The organism is Georgenia satyanarayanai, from assembly GCF_023715365.1.
Classification (GTDB): domain Bacteria; phylum Actinomycetota; class Actinomycetes; order Actinomycetales; family Actinomycetaceae; genus Oceanitalea; species Oceanitalea satyanarayanai_B.
In genome coordinates this window covers 1-399 of sequence record NZ_JAMBNZ010000161.1, presented here as the reverse complement: position 1 = coordinate 399, position 399 = coordinate 1, and the positions used below count along the sequence as shown (strand labels likewise).

The window sequence follows — 399 nt, the reverse complement described above, 5'->3', positions numbered from 1 at the left end:
CCCTAAGCGTGTGCTAAGTGGGAAAGGATGTGGAGTTGCACAGACAACCAGGAGGTTGGCTTAGAAGCAGCCACCCTTGAAAGAGTGCGTAATAGCTCACTGGTCAAGTGATTCTGCGCCGACAATTCAGCGGGGCTCAAGCACACCGCCGAAGCCGTGGCATCAGCACATTTCCCCAGCATCCTCCCTCGTGGAGTGTGTTCAGGGGTGTTGATGGGTAGGGGAGCGTCGTGTGGGAGGTGAAGCTGCGGGGTGACCCAGTGGTGGATCCTACACGAGTGAGAATGCAGGCATGAGTAGCGAAAGACGGGTGAGAAACCCGTCCGCCGAATGACCAAGGGTTCCAGGGCCAGGTTAATCCGCCCTGGGTAAGTCGGGACCTAAGGCGAGGCCGACAGG

General features: G+C 58.4%; 1 rRNA gene. It reads left to right on the top strand.

Annotation, left to right across the window (positions count from 1 at the left end):
- Positions 1-399: ribosomal RNA gene (locus M3148_RS17485) — 23S ribosomal RNA — on the top strand; the annotation flags it as partial.